The organism is Cupriavidus sp. WKF15 (assembly GCF_029278605.1).
In the GTDB taxonomy this organism is placed as follows: Bacteria; Pseudomonadota; Gammaproteobacteria; order Burkholderiales; family Burkholderiaceae; genus Cupriavidus.
The window spans coordinates 679,221-692,963 of sequence record NZ_CP119572.1 but is presented as its reverse complement, the minus strand read 5'-3'; the positions used below and the strand labels follow the sequence as shown (position 1 = coordinate 692,963).

The following is a 13,743-nucleotide window of genomic DNA, read 5'->3' as shown; positions in this document are numbered from 1 at the left end:
TCCCGATGCCTGCGAAAGCCTATCCACAGCCAAATAAGGGCGGTGAGACCCGATCTGCACAAAAAACAGGCAGCGCCATCTTTACCCTTTCGGATCAATAACTTAGCCTGCTTGTCCGGCTGGTTTCCACAATCCATCCACAATACTGTCCCGCCTCGCTGTGGAAAGCGTGCGTCACCGCACCGATGCGCGGCCGAGACACCCGTTGCCAGCGTCTTGCCGCGCGCCATGGCGCGGGTTAGAGTGCTGCCTGATTTTCGGAGCAGTGCCGCTGCGTGCAGAGACCCGGTGTGCGCGCATCCAAGGCCTGCCATATAAAGCCGGTCGTTTTTTTGTCGTGTTTGGTTGTCGATTCGGGGGTCCAATTGTTTTCGATCATTCAAGCGGCCGGCTGGCCGATCTGGCCGCTGCTGCTCGCTTCGGTTCTTGCGCTGGCACTGATCGTGGAGCGCTTCCTTACCCTCAAGCGCAGCAAGGTGCTTCCGACCCGCCTCTACGAAGAAGCGCTCTCGGCCGCGCAGCAGCGCCGCGCCACGCCGGAAGTGGTCAATACGCTGGAACAGAGTTCGCCGCTGGGCCGCGTCCTTGCGGCCGGACTGCGCCACGTGGTGCTGCAGCCGCAGACTTCGCGCGACGCCGCCAAGGAAGTCGTGGAGGAAGCTGGTCGCGTGGTTGCCCATGACCTGGAGCGCTACCTGAACGCGCTGGGCACCATCGCTTCGGTCGCCCCGCTGATGGGCCTGCTCGGCACCGTCATCGGCATGATCGAGATCTTTGGCAGCCAGGGCGGCACGGGCGCCAATCCCGAGCAGCTCGCTCACGGTATCTCGGTAGCGCTGTACAACACCGCCTTCGGCCTGATCGTGGCGATCCCGGCACTGATTTTCTGGCGCTATTTCCGCCGCCGCGTGGACGACTACGTGGCCGAGCTGGAATTCCGCGCCACGGCGTTCCTGGACGCCATCCTGCCGCAGCGGCGCGGCTAAGCACCGGAACAGGCAGGAAACGCCATGCAATTCCGTTCCCGCCAGCGGCGCGAAGAGCCGGAAATCAACCTGATTCCGCTCATCGACGTACTGCTCGTGATCCTGATCTTCCTGATGATCACGACCACCTACTCGCGCTACACCGAGCTGCAGATCCAGCTCCCGACCGCCGATGCCGAGCACGCGCAACAGCGCCCGCAGGAGATCGTCGTATCGGTGTCTTCGCGCGGCATCTATTCCGTCAACAAGCATGTGATGGAGCAGAAGGACGTGACCAGCCTGGCGGACCAGTTGCGCGCCGCGGCCGGTCCCGCGTCTGGCGGCCAGCCGCCGGTGGTCATCGTCAACGCCGATGCCCAGGCCACGCACCAGGCCGTCGTCAACGTGATGGAAGCCGCGCGCCTGGCCGGACTGTCGCGCCTGACCTTCTCGACGCAAAGCGCGCAGCCGCGCTGACCTCCGCAGGGCTCGGACACCGGCATGGCGCCGGGCCCGGGGTTGCCGCATGCGCAGGGCAATGCCCATAATGTGCGCGTCCGGCCGGCCGCCGCGCCAGCCAACCAACCCTTCGCCCCGCCCTCCCATGTCCGTTCCGCGCCATGCCCTTGCCGATTTCGTGACCGCCCAGTGGCAGCGCCGGGGCTGGTTCGCGTGGGTGATGCTGCCGTTTTCGCTGCTGTTCGGCCTGATCGCACGCGTGCGCCGCCACGGCTACCTGCGCGGCTGGTTCAAGTCCACGCGGCTGCCGATGCCCGTGATCGTGGTCGGCAACGTGACCGTGGGCGGCACCGGCAAGACGCCGGCCGTGATCGCGCTGGCGCAGGCGCTGACCGAGGCCGGCCTGCGTCCGGGCGTGGTGTCGCGCGGCTATGGGGTCGCGCTCAAGCATCCGCGCCGGGTCAAGCCGACCTCGAAGGCGTCGGACGTCGGCGACGAACCGCTGCTGATCGCGCGCGCCGCCGACGTGCCGGTCTGGGTCTTTCCCGACCGCGCGCTGTGCGCGCAGGCCATGCTGGTATCGCACCCCGGCGTCAATGTGCTGCTGCTAGACGACGGCCTGCAGCACTACCGGCTGCAGCGCGACTTCGAAATCGTGATGTTCGACTCCCGCATGGGCGGCAACGGCCTGATGCTGCCCGCCGGCCCCCTGCGCGAGCCGCTGTCGCGCCCGCGCGACGCAACGCTGATCAATGATCCGAACTTCCGCGCCACGCCGGACCGGCCCGATGTCTACGGCATGCGCCTGGAGCTGGACGAGGCCTGGCGGCTCAACGATCCGGCCATGGCGCGGCCGGTCGGCGCCTTTGCCGGACGCCGTGTCCTGGCCGCGGCCGGCATCGGCAACCCGGAGCGCTTCTTCGCGAGCCTGCGCGGTGCCGGCCTGAGCCCGAAGACGCTGCCGCTGCCCGACCACTACGATTTCGCCGACGACCCGTTCGCCGGCAACCCCGACGCGCTCGACGCCGACGTCATCCTGATCACCGAGAAGGATGCCGTAAAATGCGAGCGATTCGACGACCCGCGCATCTGGGTCGTGCCCACCACGCCCGTGATCGACGCGGGCCTGATCGACAAGATTCGCCGCGCCGTGCAGGCGCGCGTCGCGGCGCCGACGACTGCCGCGGCGCCCGCATCGGGCGGCGCCCCCGGCCTCAACAAGGAACACCAAGATGGACAACCGGCTGCTTGAAATCCTGGTCTGCCCCCTGTGCAAGGGCAAGCTGGAATACGACCGCGCCGCGCAGGAACTGATCTGCCACGCCGACAAGCTCGCCTACCCGATCCGCGACGGCATCCCCGTCATGCTGGCCGATGAGGCCCGCCAGTCGGTGCCGGGCCGCGTGATCGACCCGGCCAAGCCAAGCGCGGACTGAGGCGCGCATCATGAGCATCCCGGACTTCACCGTTGTCATTCCCGCTCGGCTGGCATCCACGCGCCTGCCGGACAAGCCGCTGGCCGATATCGGCGGACGGCCGATGATCGTGCGCGTGGCCGAACGCGCGCACGCGTCGTCGGCGCGGCGTACCGTGGTCGCCACCGATGCGCCGGCGGTGGCGCAAGCCTGCGCCGCGCACGGGATCGACGCCGTGCTGACGCGCGCCGACCACCCTTCGGGCACGGACCGCCTGGCCGAAGTCGCGGCAAAGCTCGCGCTGCCCGACGACGCCATTGTCGTCAACGTGCAGGGTGACGAGCCGCTGATCGACCCGCAACTGATCGATGAGGTCGCGCTTCACCTCGCGCATCATCCCGACTGCGCGATCGCGACCGCCGCGCATCCGCTGCACGACGTCGCCGAGGTCTTCAACCCGAACGTGGTCAAGGTGGTGTGCGATGCTGCCGGCCGTGCGCTGTACTTCTCGCGCGCGCCGATTCCGTGGTCGCGCGACGACTGGGCCGGCGTGCCCGCGGTGCCCGCCTCGCTTGCCCAGGTGCCGCTGCCGCCCATGCCGGTGCTGCGCCATATCGGCCTGTATGCGTACCGCGCCGGCTTCCTGCGCCGCTTCCCGACGCTGGCGGCGGCACCGCTGGAGCAGACCGAGGCCCTGGAGCAGCTGCGCGCGATGTGGCATGGCGAGCGTATCGCGGTGCTGGAAACGGCGGCCGCGCCGGCACCCGGCGTCGATACCCTGGCCGATCTGGAACGCGTGCGCGCACTGTGGGCGCAAGGCATGGCGCAAGAAGGCCCCTGAGCACTTTGTTGCGTGACATGGCCTTTGCGTTGGGGTTCATACTGTTGCAACCATGGAATCGGCTCGATTTCGGGCCGGATTCCTGCCGCCTCATGGCATAATGCTTGACGATACAGAGCCGTCGGAATGGTGCACCAGAATGCACCGGCCGGCCAAGGCTCGGTGGGGAGATAAAGATAGAGCCCGTCCGGTGACCCGCGCCGCGTTCCCCCGCAGCGCCGCACCGGCCGACCACGTGACCTGATCCAAGCGCGCGCAGTAAGTCCTGCGTCAAGTTACGGCGTTACCCTCGTTCTCATCTCCCGCCACACCAGATTCAAAACTCTGAGGACCCGTAAATGCGTTTGATCCTGTTGGGTGCGCCTGGCGCCGGCAAAGGCACGCAAGCCAAGTTCATCTGCGAGAAGTTCGGCATTCCGCAAATCTCCACGGGCGACATGCTGCGCGCCGCGGTGAAGGCCGGCACGCCGCTGGGCGTCGAAGCCAAGAAGGTCATGGATGCGGGCGGACTGGTGTCGGATGACATCATCATCGGCCTGGTCAAGGACCGCCTGAAGGAAGCCGACTGCAAGAACGGCTACCTGTTCGACGGCTTCCCGCGCACCATTCCGCAGGCCGAGGCGATGAAGGAAGCCGGCGTCGCGATCGACTACGTGCTGGAAATCGACGTGCCGTTCGACGCCATCATCGAGCGCATGAGCGGCCGCCGCGTGCACGTGGCATCGGGCCGCACCTACCACGTCAAGTACAACCCGCCCAAGGTCGAGGGCATCGACGACGAGACCGGCGAGGCGCTGATCCAGCGCGACGACGACAAGGAAGAGACCGTGCGCAAGCGCCTGGACGTCTACTCGCAGCAAACCCGGCCGCTGGTGGACTACTACTCGGACTGGGCCGCCAAGGGCGACCCCGCTGCCAAGGTGGCCCCGCCCAAGTACCGCAAGATCGCGGGCGTGGGCGACGTCGACAGCATCACCGCACGCGTGTTCGAAGCCCTCAAGTAAGCTTCGGCATAAAGACCGCAAAAAAAGCGACCTTCGGGTCGCTTTTTTTGTTTCTTCGCGATGCATGGCTTTCCCTCTTGCCAGCCACTCATGGCTCCGTACAATAGCGCGAGAATTGACGTTTACGTAAACGGCAGTCGCCAACGCGACTGGCCATAGAGGAGACTGCAGATGGACATCCAGGGCAATGTATTCATCGTCACGGGCGGCGCATCGGGCCTGGGCGCCGGCACCGCACGCATGATTGCCGAGGCGGGCGGCAAGGTTGTCATCGCCGACCTGAACGAGGCCGCGGGCACCGCGCTCGCGCAGGAGCTGGGCGGCGCCTTCGTCAAGTGCGACGTGGCCTCCGAAGCCGACGGCCAGGCCGTCGTGGCCGCCGCGCTGGCACTGGGCCGCCTGGCCGGGCTGGTCAACTGCGCCGGCATCGCCGTCGCCAGCAAGACCGTGGGCAAGAACGGCCCGCATCCGCTCGACGCCTTCGACAAGACCATCCGCGTCAACCTGGTCGGCACCTTCAATATGATCCGCCTGGCCGCGGCGGCCATGGTGCAGAACACGCCCGACGCCGAAGGCGAACGTGGCGTGATCATCAACACCGCCTCGGTCGCGGCCTTCGACGGCCAGATCGGGCAAGCCGCCTACGCGGCCTCCAAGGGCGGCGTGGTCGGCATGACTCTGGCCATCGCGCGCGACCTGTCGCGCGACGGCGTGCGCTGCGTGACGATCGCCCCCGGCCTGTTCGAGACGCCGATGCTGCTGGGCATGCCGCCGGAGGTCCAGGACGCGCTCGGCAAGATGGTGCCCTTCCCGCCGCGCCTCGGCCGCCCGGCCGAATACGCCAAGCTGGCCCAGGCCATCATCGGCAACACCATGCTCAACGGCGAAGTGATCCGGCTCGACGGCGCGATCCGCATGCAGCCCAAGTAAGCGGCTGCTCTCCCCTGCTGCGGCCCTCAGGCCGGCAGCAGCATCACCAGCATCAACCCCGGCGCCGCCGCCGGCCACAGCGTGAGCTGCTCGAACTGCAGCGCGCCGAGCGCCGGATGGTGGAAGCCGCGGCGCCCGCCCTCGCGGTCTTCCACATCCTGCGACAGCCAGGCCGCGCGAAAGGCCGGGCTGTCGGCCATCAATCCCTCGATCAGCGCGCGCATCGGCGCATCTTCCGCATGGCGGATGCTGTGCGCGCGGAATTCCGCCACGAGGCGTCCGGCCCGGTGCGTCCAGTCGTCGACCAGCACCTGCAGCGGCGCGGACAGGAACATCGCGCGCAGCAGATTGCGCTCCTGGTTGCCGCCATCGAGCCAGCCGACAAACAACCGTGCCGCGGCCTCGTTCCACGCCAGCGCGTTCCACTGGCGGTCCAGCAGGTAGGCCGGGCCGTTGATGGCATGCACGCTGGCCATGACAGCCGGCGGGACCGCTTCGCTGCCGGCCTGCTGCGCATCGCGCCGCCCGGCCAGTTCGAACAGGTAGGCCCGCTCGGCGCGCGACAGGCGCAGCGCGCTGGCAAGGCCGGCCAGCGCCCGCGCCGACAACGCCACCGGGCGGCCCTGTTCCAGCCATGTCACCCACGTGGCGCTCAGCCCGGCAAGCTGGGCCACTTCCTCGCGGCGCAGGCCCGGCGTGCGCCGGCGCCGTCCTGGTGGCAGGCCCACGTCTGCCGGTGCCAGGCGTTCGCGGTGCGCGCGCAGGAAGGCGCCGAGCACCGCTTCACGCGTGACCGGCGCGGCGGCATCCGGATCCGGCGGATGGTCCGGATGGTCCGGACGTGCGAGGAAATCGGAGGATTCGACCATAGGCTGGTGCGTCTTATACCAGGATAAAACGGTAACTTGTACCGGGAAAACAGTCGTCATACAGTAGTCCGGACCCGCACTGCGGGCAAGTCCCCGAACCACCAGAAGACCGGCCTGGAGCCGGTTCAGGAGCCAGTCATGCAACAACAGGAACTCGTCGCCGCCCAGTTCGGCGCGACTGCCAGTGCTTACCTCACCAGCGCCGTCCACGCGCAGGGGGCGGACCTGGACCAGCTCACGCAGGAACTGGCCGAGCTGATCCCGGCGGAAAAGCGCGCGGCCAGCACCGTGCTGGACCTGGGCTGCGGTGCCGGACACGCGAGCTTCGCCGCGGCGGCGGTCGCCGGCACCGTCACGGCGTATGACCTGTCGCAGGAAATGCTCGACGTGGTAGCCGGCGCGGCGCGAGAGCGCGGGCTCGCCAATATCGTCACGCGGCAAGGCGCGGCGGAAACGCTGCCGTTCGATGATGGCAGCTTCTGCGCGGTGGTCTCGCGCATGAGCGCCCACCACTGGCGCAACGTGCCGGCCGCCCTGCGCGAGATGCGCCGCGTGCTCAAGCCGGGCGGCAAGGTGGTGCTGATCGATATCGCCGGCGCCGAAGATCCCTTGCGCGACACGTGGCTGCAGTCGGTCGAACTGCTGCGCGACCCGTCGCACGTGCGCGACTACACCGGCCCGGCCTGGCGCGCGATGTTCGAAGCGGCGGGCTTTGCCGCCGATGACATCGGCGTCTCGCCGGCCTGGCGCATCGGCATCGAGTTCGAGAGCTGGGTCAGGCGCATGCGTACCGCGCCGGTCGCGGTCGAGGCCATCCGCCACCTGTGGCAGCTCGCGCCCGCCGAGGTCCGCGAGCACTATCGCGTGCAGGCGGACGACAGCTTCGACCTGGAGGCGGTCATGGTCACCGCCCGGTCACGCTGAAGCCGTTCAGGCGGGCTCCTGCTCCGGCGCGGCCGCCTTGATGGTGAGGTTGCGGACCAGCGACCACACCGCCGCCGCGGCCGGCGACAGCGAGCGGTCCGCGCGCCGGACCATGACGATGCGCCGCTCCTCGCGCGGCACCAGCGGCCGCCATACCAGCGGCGACGCCGCCGGCAGCGGCAGTGAGTAGGTCGGCAGGACCGAGGCGCCAATGCCCGCCTCCACCATGCCGAACACGCTGGCCGAGTGGCCCAGTTCCTGTATCACCCGCGGCACGATGCCGTGGCGCCCGAACACGCGATCGATTAGCGGCCGGCTGCCGGAGGCGAAGTCCAACAGCACCAGCCGCATGCCGTCCAGCGCCGACCACGGGACCGTCCTGGCCTGTGCGAGCGGATGGTCACGCCGGCATACGAAGCAGAACGGGTCCGTCACCAGCGGCTCGATAGTGAGCCCTTCGTGCACCAGCGGGTCGATCAGCACGCCAAAGTCCACGCCGCCCACGCGCACCTGCTCCAGGCCATCGGCCTGCACGTTGTCGCGCACGGTCAGGCGGATTTCCGGGTATTGCGCCGCGCACGCGGCCACATACATCGGCATCAGCCGCGCCGAAATGGTCGGTGCCCCCGCTATCACCACACGGCCACGATAGTGCTCGCCGAGCTGACGGGTGTCCTCCAGCGTGTCATCGAGCTGGCCCAGCAGCCGTTCGAGCGCCGGTGCGAGCGCGTGTCCCGCAGGCGTCAGCACGACTTCACGCGTGGTGCGGTCGAGCAGCCGCACGCCAAGTGATTCCTCAAGCTCCGCCACGCCGCGGCTGATGGCGGACTGGGTCAGGCCGACGGCGTCCGCTGCCCGGCTGAAGCCGCCTGTTTCCGCGACGGCGAGAAACACCCGCAACTGCCGGAGTGTGTAATTCATGCAACGAGGAGATAAATGAATGCAATAAATGAATTTGCATTCTAGACCCGGGTATCGTCCAATACTAGGCTAAACCCTTAGAAGCCTAAGTAGCCCAGCATGTTTTCCAAGCTCAAGAAACTTTATGACCTGATCGACGGCTTCGTCCTGATCATGCTGACCGCCATAGGCATTGCCCTGCTGGCCCCCGAGTTCGGCAGCAGCCGCGGTCCGCTGCACCTTGGCACCGTCACCAGCCTGGGCGTGGCACTGGTGTTCTTCCTGCATGGCGCGGCACTGTCACGGGACAAGCTCGTGGCAGGCGCACGGCACTGGCGTCTGCACGTGTTCGTACAGGCCTTCACCTACGTCGTGTTCCCCGTGGTCGGCCTGCTGCTGATGCTGTCGCTGCGCAACTCGCTGCCGGCGGACCTGCTGCTCGGCGTGTTCTATCTTTGCGCGCTGCCGTCCACGGTATCTTCGTCAGTGGCCATGACGTCGATGGCGCGCGGCAACGTCCCGGGCGCCATCTTCAACGCCACCATCTCGGGCCTGATCGGCATGGCCGTCACGCCGCTGCTGATGGGCCTGGTGATCAGCGCCAGCGGCGCGTCGATGCCACTGGGCAAGGCGCTCACGGGCGTGGCGCTGCAGCTGCTGCTGCCGTTCGCGCTGGGCCAGCTGCTGCGTCCGCTGATCGGCAACTGGCTCGCGAAGAAGAAGCAGATCACCAGCAAGATCGACCGCGGCGTGATCGTGCTGATCGTCTACTCGTCGTTCTGCGACGCGACCGCCGAAGGCCTGTGGCACCACTACCAGTGGCAGACCATTGCCGCGGTGATGGGGCTGGCCGCCATGCTGCTGTTCGTTGTGCTGGGCACGACCACCTTCGTCGCGCGCCGGCTGCGCTTCAGTGTCGAGGACGAGATCACTGCTGTTTTCTGCGGCTCCAAGAAGAGCCTGGCCAACGGCATTCCGATGGCCAACATCCTGTTCGCCGGGCATCCGGCGCTGGGCCTGCTGGTGCTGCCGCTGATGGTCTATCACCAGCTGCAGCTGATCGTGTGCTCGGTGATTGCTGCGCGGTATGCCGACCGGGATGCGTTGGTTGAGGATGGGGGTACGGCGCGGGCTTGAGGTTTCGGTTTAGCCGGCGAAAAGACCACGCATGGCAAACTCCCCCTACACCGACGGATTCTTCGACAACGGCGGATTGCGCGCAAAGTAACTCCGAATCCCCCGCAGGATGGCATTGGCGAGCTGCTCCTGGTGCGCATCGTCATTGAGCTTGCGCTCTTCCTCCGGGTTGCTGATGAAGGCCGTCTCGACCAGGATCGACGGGATATCCGGCGCCTTCAGCACCGCAAACCCGGCCTGCTCCACGCTGCCCTTGTGCAGGCGGTTGATGCCGCCGATTTCCTGCAGCACGGCCTTGCCGACCAGCAGGCTGTCGTTGATCTGCGCCGTGGTCGACAGGTCCAGCAATACGCGCGCGACCTGCGCATCCTTGTTGAGGTTGGCCCCGCCGATCAGGTCCGAGGCATTTTCCTTGTTGGCCAGCCAGCGCGCGGCCGTGCTCGACGCCCCGCGCTCGGACAGCGCGAACACCGATGCGCCCTTCGCCTCCGGCGACAGGAAGGCATCGGCGTGGATCGACACGAACAGGTCGGCCTGCACGCGGCGCGCCTTCTGCACGCGCACGTTCAGCGGCACGAAGAAATCGGCGTCGCGCGTCATCATCGCGCGCATATTGGGCTGCGCATCGATCTTGGCGCGCAGGCGGTGCGCGATCTGCAGCACCACGTCCTTCTCGCGCGAGCCCGAGGCGCCGATGGCGCCGGGGTCTTCGCCGCCGTGGCCGGGATCGATCGCCACCGTCAGCAGGCGGCGCATCTTGAAGGGGCGCTCGGCCGTTGGATCGCCCTGCGCGACCGGCGGTACGACGGGCGCGTTGGGCCTGGGCACCACAGGCGCCGAAGGCTTGGGCGGCTTGACCGCGGCGATAGCCGGCGGCGGCGCCGTGGTCGCCGGCACGTCGCCCTTCTCATCGAACTTGCGCACGAGCGCGCCGATGGCGTCTTCCTCCGCGCCGGCGGGCGCGCCAGCCACGCCATCCGCACCCGGCGGCGGCGCGCTGTTGGCGAAACGGCGCTGCTTCTCCTCGGTGTCGCGCACGAGCTTCCACAGCGGATCGGGCGGGTTGACCGGATAGAGATCGAATACCAGACGGTTCTTGTAGCTGCCGATCGGCGCCAGCGTGAACACCTGCGGTGCGACGTTCTCCTTGAGATCGAACACCATGCGGACCACGCGCGGCCGGTTCTGGCCGACGCGCACGGTCTGGATATAGGGATCGTTCGGCGTAATCTTGGCCACCAGCTCGCGCAGCGTGGGCGAGAGATCGAGGCCGTCGATGTCCACCACGAGCCGGTCCGGGTCGTGGATCATCTGGTGCACGGCGGCCAGCGGCGTGTCGGATTCGATCGTGACGCGGGTGTAGTCCTCGGCAGGCCAGACGCGTACCGCGACAATGCCGGCACCGAAGGCCAGCTGCGGTCCGGCGAGGGTCAGCACGGCCGTGCCGGCACCAAGCTTCAAGCACTGCGCCATCCACTTGCGGCGGGCTTGCAGCAGTCCGTCGGGTCCATCGGGTCGGTCGGTGGCGAGTCGCTTGATCAGCATGCGTTCAGCAGGGTAATTCCAGTGGGAGTATAGGCGCGCAGCGTCGCGATCCGCCGCTCGCCGGCCATGTCCGCGATCCCGGCCGCGGACATGTCCGATTGGAGCAACACATGCAGGTCTGGTTCCCCAAGGAGGCGCCCGGCCTTCTCGGGCCACTCCACGAGATTGAAGGCGGGCTCGGCGAAGCAGTCGCGGAAACCCGCGTCGATCCATTCCTCGGGATCGGCGAAACGGTACAGGTCGAAGTGGTAGACCGTCAGCGGCGAACCATCCGCGCGCGCGACGTCGTAGGGCTCGCACAGCGTGTAGGTCGGGCTGCGGACCTTGCCGGCATGCCCGAGCGCGCGCAGGATGGCGCGCGACAACGTGGTCTTGCCCGCGCCCAGGTCGCCGGAAAGCTGCACGTGCACGGTCGTGGGCGGCAAGGCGCGTACCACGCCGGCGAGCGCCGCGCCGAAGCGGGCGGTGGCGGCTTCATCGGCCAGCGTCAGGGAACGTTCTTCGAGCAGGGGCATTGCGTACAATTCAGGGATGACCGACCGAGCATCCGAAGCGCCAGGCGCCCCCGTTCCGCGGCCCGTGGCCGCTGCCGATGCAGCCGCTACAGGCGGCCTGGAGGCGCTCGTGCAATCGATCCGGGACTGGGGCGCCGAGCTGGGCTTTGCCTCGGTGCGCATTGCGGACGTCGATCTCAGCCATGCTGAGCCAGGGCTGATGGCATGGCTGGCTCAGGGTTATCACGGCGACATGGATTATATGGCGAACCATGGCCCGCGGCGCGCCCGTCCCGCCGAACTGGTGCCGGGCACGGTACGCGCCATCGTCGCCCGCATGCCCTACCTGCCCGCCACGGCCGCGCCGGACTGGCGCCGGCATGAGCTGGCGCGGCTCGACGACCCCGCCACCGCCGTGCTGTCGCTCTACGCGCGCGGCCGGGACTACCACAAGGTGCTGCGCAACCGGCTGCAGCAGCTCGCGAGCCGCATCGAGGCCGCCATCGGCCCGTTCGGCTACCGCGTCTTCACCGATTCGGCGCCGGTGATGGAAGTGGCGCTGGCCAGCCAGGGCGGCCTGGGCTGGCGCGGCAAGCACACGCTGCTGCTCGACCGCGACGGCGGCTCGATGTTCTTCCTCGGCGAGATCCTGGTCGATGTGCCGCTGCCGGCCGACCCGCCCGAAGCCTCGCATTGCGGCAACTGCCACCGCTGCATCGACATCTGCCCCACGCGCGCGATCCTTGGACCCTACAGGCTCGATGCGCGCCGTTGTATTTCTTACCTGACCATCGAGCACAAGGGCCCGATCCCCGAGCAATTTCGCGCACCGATGGGCAACCGCGTGTATGGCTGCGACGACTGCCAGCTGGCTTGCCCGTGGAACAAGTTCGCGCACCGGGCCACGCTGCCCGACTTCGAAGTGCGCAACGGCTTCGACGCCGCGGACATGGTCGACCTGTTCCTGTGGACCGAGGCCGAATTCAACCAGCGCCTGGAAGGCAGTCCGATCCGCCGCATCGGCCATGAACGCTGGCTGCGCAACCTCGCGGTGGGGCTGGGCAACGGCCTGCGCGCCGCCGCCAGCGGCCAGCGGCCGCAAGACCGCGCGCTGGCCGCGCGGATCCGCTCCGCCCTGGAAAGCCGCCGCGCCGACGCCACCCCGCTCGTACGCGAGCACATCGACTGGGCGCTCGCGCAGGACCAGGCCGTCAGCTGACCAGTGCGAGCCAGATTGGCGTGGTGATGATCGCCGCGACGGTCATCACGGAGATGGTCGCAGCCACCATGGGCCCGTTGCCGCCCATGCGCACCGCCAGGATATAAGCGCTGGAAGCCGTGGGCAGCGAGGCGTACAGCACCACGATCTGGTACTGCAGCTCGGTCAGCGGCAGCAGCCGGCCCGCGAGCCAGGCCAGGCATGGCATCGCCAGCAGCTTGACGCCGGACCACCACGCGACCGGTCCGACAGTGCCGGTCGCCCCGCTCATCTGCAGCCCCGCGCCCACCGTCATCAGGCCGAGCGCGGTCGATGCCGAGCCAAGCCGGTTGAGCGTCATCGCCAGCACCTCGGGCGCGTGCAGCCCCATCAGGTTGGTCAGCAGCCCGCCGGCGGTGGCCAGGATCAGCGGATTGCGCGCCAGCTCGCGCCACAGCCGCGCGTCGCCGTGCCGCGCCAGCGCCCATACCGCGGCCACATTGCACAGCGGCACCGTGCAGCCCACGATCACCGCCATCATGGCCAGGCCCTCGCCGCCACCGATGCGCGAGGCCAGCGCCAGCCCGATATAGGAATTGAAGCGGAACGCGGTCTGCAGGCCCGATGCAAAGTCCATGGCATCGGGGCGCAGCACCCATTTGACGGCGTAGCCGGCCACCATGCCGAACGCCATGACCGCCAGCGCAAGGCCAAGCATGGCCGAGGTCGAGGAAAAATCGAACACGGCGCTATTGGTCGACTGCAGCAGCAGCGCGGGAAACAGCACGAAGTAGACCAGGCGCTCCACGCCGCTCCAGAAGGCACGGTCGAACGGCGAATAACGGACCAGCAGCCAGCCGATCAGGATCAGGCTGAAGTCGGGGACCAGCAGGAGAGCGGAAGACATCTCGTGAACGTTGTCGTTATTGTCACGGCCAGCTGGCCGGATGCTGCGAGGGGGGAAGCGGCGGAATGTGCAGACTAGGGCAGATCCGGATTGGTATTTTTCCAGAAATGGCCCAGCATGGCATACCAAGTTGTATGCCTGACCCTTATGCTGCA

The 13,743-nt window shown here is 67.9% G+C and carries 15 protein-coding genes; 10 read left to right on the top strand and 5 right to left on the bottom strand.

The features are described 5' to 3' along the window. Positions 1 to 365 precede the first annotated feature (365 nt). The 7 genes from CupriaWKF_RS03305 (at position 366) to CupriaWKF_RS03275 (ending at position 5,614) form a co-directional block, all read left to right on the top strand. The gene (locus CupriaWKF_RS03305; protein WP_276099611.1) at positions 366 to 986 is read left to right on the top strand and encodes a MotA/TolQ/ExbB proton channel family protein; all 621 of its coding nucleotides are present in this window, start codon (positions 366 to 368) and stop codon (positions 984 to 986) included. 24 nt (positions 987 to 1,010) lie between these two features. Then, the gene (locus CupriaWKF_RS03300; RefSeq protein WP_276099610.1) at positions 1,011 to 1,442 is read left to right on the top strand and encodes a biopolymer transporter ExbD; all 432 of its coding nucleotides are present in this window, start codon (positions 1,011 to 1,013) and stop codon (positions 1,440 to 1,442) included. Between the two features lie 127 nt (positions 1,443 to 1,569). After that, entirely contained in the window at positions 1,570 to 2,676 is a 1,107-nt protein-coding gene (gene lpxK, locus CupriaWKF_RS03295) for a tetraacyldisaccharide 4'-kinase (protein ID WP_276099609.1), read from the top strand. Next, on the top strand, positions 2,657 to 2,860 hold the full coding sequence (locus tag CupriaWKF_RS03290; RefSeq protein WP_276099608.1) for a Trm112 family protein: 204 nt from the start codon (positions 2,657 to 2,659) through the stop codon (positions 2,858 to 2,860). The genes lpxK and CupriaWKF_RS03290 overlap by 20 nt, the downstream gene beginning before the upstream one ends. Before the next feature lie 10 nt (positions 2,861 to 2,870). Next, positions 2,871 to 3,680, top strand: coding sequence for a 3-deoxy-manno-octulosonate cytidylyltransferase (gene kdsB / locus CupriaWKF_RS03285; RefSeq protein ID WP_276099607.1), 810 nt, complete (start codon positions 2,871 to 2,873; stop codon positions 3,678 to 3,680). Between the two features lie 338 nt (positions 3,681 to 4,018). Further along, entirely contained in the window at positions 4,019 to 4,684 is a 666-nt protein-coding gene (adk, locus tag CupriaWKF_RS03280; RefSeq protein WP_276099606.1) for an adenylate kinase, read from the top strand. A gap of 171 nt (positions 4,685 to 4,855) precedes the next feature. Further along, a complete protein-coding gene (locus tag CupriaWKF_RS03275; RefSeq protein WP_276099605.1) occupies positions 4,856 to 5,614 on the top strand; it encodes a 3-hydroxyacyl-CoA dehydrogenase in 759 nt (252 codons plus the stop codon). Between the two features lie 26 nt (positions 5,615 to 5,640). On the opposite strand, the gene CupriaWKF_RS03270 is transcribed toward CupriaWKF_RS03275, so the two are convergent. Next, positions 5,641 to 6,483: a helix-turn-helix transcriptional regulator gene (locus CupriaWKF_RS03270; protein WP_276099604.1), complete on the bottom strand. Its 843-nt coding sequence runs from the start codon at positions 6,481 to 6,483 to the stop codon at positions 5,641 to 5,643. Positions 6,484 to 6,621: 138 nt separating this feature from the next. Here CupriaWKF_RS03270 and CupriaWKF_RS03265 point away from each other — a divergent pair, with 138 nt between their 5' ends. After that, complete coding sequence (locus CupriaWKF_RS03265; RefSeq protein ID WP_276099603.1) at positions 6,622 to 7,407, top strand: class I SAM-dependent methyltransferase; 786 nt, start codon at positions 6,622 to 6,624, stop codon at positions 7,405 to 7,407. A gap of 6 nt (positions 7,408 to 7,413) precedes the next feature. On the opposite strand, the gene CupriaWKF_RS03260 is transcribed toward CupriaWKF_RS03265, so the two are convergent. Further along, positions 7,414 to 8,328, bottom strand: a complete 915-nt coding sequence (locus tag CupriaWKF_RS03260; RefSeq protein WP_276099602.1) for a LysR family transcriptional regulator — start codon at positions 8,326 to 8,328, stop codon at positions 7,414 to 7,416. A 99-nt stretch (positions 8,329 to 8,427) separates the two neighbouring features. On the opposite strand from CupriaWKF_RS03260, the gene CupriaWKF_RS03255 reads away from it, so the two are divergent. Then, the gene (locus CupriaWKF_RS03255; RefSeq protein ID WP_276099601.1) at positions 8,428 to 9,444 is read left to right on the top strand and encodes a bile acid:sodium symporter family protein; all 1,017 of its coding nucleotides are present in this window, start codon (positions 8,428 to 8,430) and stop codon (positions 9,442 to 9,444) included. Between the two features lie 45 nt (positions 9,445 to 9,489). Here the strand turns inward: CupriaWKF_RS03255 and CupriaWKF_RS03250 are convergent, their stop codons facing one another. Both CupriaWKF_RS03250 and tsaE read right to left on the bottom strand, forming a co-directional pair. Beyond that, positions 9,490 to 10,989, bottom strand: coding sequence for an N-acetylmuramoyl-L-alanine amidase (locus CupriaWKF_RS03250; protein ID WP_276099600.1), 1,500 nt, complete (start codon positions 10,987 to 10,989; stop codon positions 9,490 to 9,492). Further along, positions 10,983 to 11,504, bottom strand: a complete 522-nt coding sequence (gene tsaE, locus CupriaWKF_RS03245; protein ID WP_276099599.1) for a tRNA (adenosine(37)-N6)-threonylcarbamoyltransferase complex ATPase subunit type 1 TsaE — start codon at positions 11,502 to 11,504, stop codon at positions 10,983 to 10,985. The genes CupriaWKF_RS03250 and tsaE overlap by 7 nt, the downstream gene beginning before the upstream one ends. 16 nt (positions 11,505 to 11,520) lie before the next feature. Here tsaE and queG point away from each other — a divergent pair, with 16 nt between their 5' ends. Beyond that, entirely contained in the window at positions 11,521 to 12,702 is a 1,182-nt protein-coding gene (gene queG / locus CupriaWKF_RS03240; protein ID WP_276099598.1) for a tRNA epoxyqueuosine(34) reductase QueG, read from the top strand. On the opposite strand, the gene CupriaWKF_RS03235 is transcribed toward queG, so the two are convergent. Next, complete coding sequence (locus tag CupriaWKF_RS03235; RefSeq protein WP_276099597.1) at positions 12,695 to 13,588, bottom strand: AEC family transporter; 894 nt, start codon at positions 13,586 to 13,588, stop codon at positions 12,695 to 12,697. The genes queG and CupriaWKF_RS03235 overlap by 8 nt on opposite strands. Between the last annotated feature and the right edge of the window lie 155 nt (positions 13,589 to 13,743).